A 1,217-nucleotide genomic window follows, 5' to 3' on the forward strand; every position below is an offset into this window, starting at 1 on the left:
GCAGGCGGGAGCGGAGTTGCTGGCCGGGGTCGCTCGGACGGTGAGCGAGTGCGACTTCGGCTCCGCCGGTGGTGAATCGGCGAATCCCGCACGCGAGCAGGCCATCCGCGACGGGTATGCGCGTCTCGCGCGGGCGATCGGTGTGTGGGCCGTCGGTTCCGCCGACGGAGCCCGCGCCCTCGGCGAGACCGCGGGCGCGTACGAACGTCAGGAATCGGCGAACGTCGTCGCGTTGGGTGGGCGGTAGTGGACGCGATCCTCGAGGCCGGGGCGAGCGGTCTGCAGTACTTCGCGGTGTTCCTGCCTCGAGCTGCCCTGGTCGCGGACGTCACGGGCAGCGGTGAGCGGGCGACCTGTCGGCGACCGCGGAGCAGATGGAGGCCCGCTACTACGAGCAACGGGGCATCGACCTGACCGCGCTCGCCGCCGACATCGAGGCGATCGGGCGGGTCGGGGGCAACCTGGATCGGACGTTCGACGAGCAGACGCGGGCGGTCGGGGCACTGCGGGAGGTGTGGGCGGGCGACGACGCCGAACTGGCATGTCGGCACCTGGCCGGCACCCTTGCACGGGCGGACCGGTTGCGGAGCGGCACCCACGACGGAACGTGAACTGCGCGCGGTCGTGACCCGGAAGTCGGAGTGGGTGCGGAATCGGGACGCGACGCAGATCGACGGGCGCGGCGTCACCGAGATCGACCGGATGCTCGGGACATCCGGATTGCTGTCCGACGGCAGCTCGGTCGGTGCCGGACCGTTCGCGGAGGCGAGCCGCGAATGGCTCACCGGAGTCTTCCTGCCGCACGTTCGGGAGACGCTGCGCGAGTTCGTCGCGATCTGCGACGCGACGGAGACGACGGTCGACGACGTCTACTGCACGCTCGCCCGAGTGTTCGCGCAGATCGACGACAGTGCCCTTCCCACACCGGCCGCGCTCGATGCGGACTGTCGGCCGCGCCTTCCGGTTGCGACAGCGCAGTGCGGCGCTGCACCGGTGCCGGCGACCGCGCCACCGACGCAAGCAGCGACACCGACCCTGCCGGCGGCCGCGCTACCGGCACCGCTGGCGGCGTCGAGCCCGCTGCCGCACCGTCGGGTGCCGCGGCGCAGGGGTCGCTCGCGCTGGACGGTGCCGTCCGTGCGGTGGGTGCCGTCGTCGGGGTGGTGGCGGGGATTGCGCTCGACATCGTCGACGGCATCGTTCGCGCATCGGCGGAG

2 protein-coding genes and 1 pseudogene are annotated in these 1,217 nt (G+C 72.6%); all 3 read left to right on the top strand.

Features of this window, described 5'->3' with window-relative positions; genetic code table 11:
• Positions 1–247 (top strand): hypothetical protein (locus tag IJ15_RS26575; protein ID WP_031940926.1); only part of this gene is annotated, 247 nt, incomplete at its 5' end.
• A 127-nt stretch (positions 248–374) separates the two neighbouring features.
• A complete protein-coding gene (locus IJ15_RS0124565) occupies positions 375–611 on the top strand; it encodes a hypothetical protein (RefSeq protein ID WP_031940927.1) in 237 nt (78 codons plus the stop codon).
• Positions 612–624: 13 nt separating this feature from the next.
• Positions 625–1,217, top strand: a pseudogene (locus IJ15_RS0124570) (hypothetical protein); the annotation flags it as partial.

This window comes from Prescottella defluvii (genome assembly GCF_000738775.1).
In the GTDB taxonomy this organism is placed as follows: Bacteria; Actinomycetota; Actinomycetes; order Mycobacteriales; family Mycobacteriaceae; genus Prescottella; species Prescottella defluvii.

What these genes read in the sequence shown, in the direction of transcription:
- IJ15_RS0124565 (WP_031940927.1), top strand. Translation starts at nt 375, where the DNA reads ATGGAGGCCCGCTACTACGAGCAACGGGGCATCGACCTGACCGCGCTC.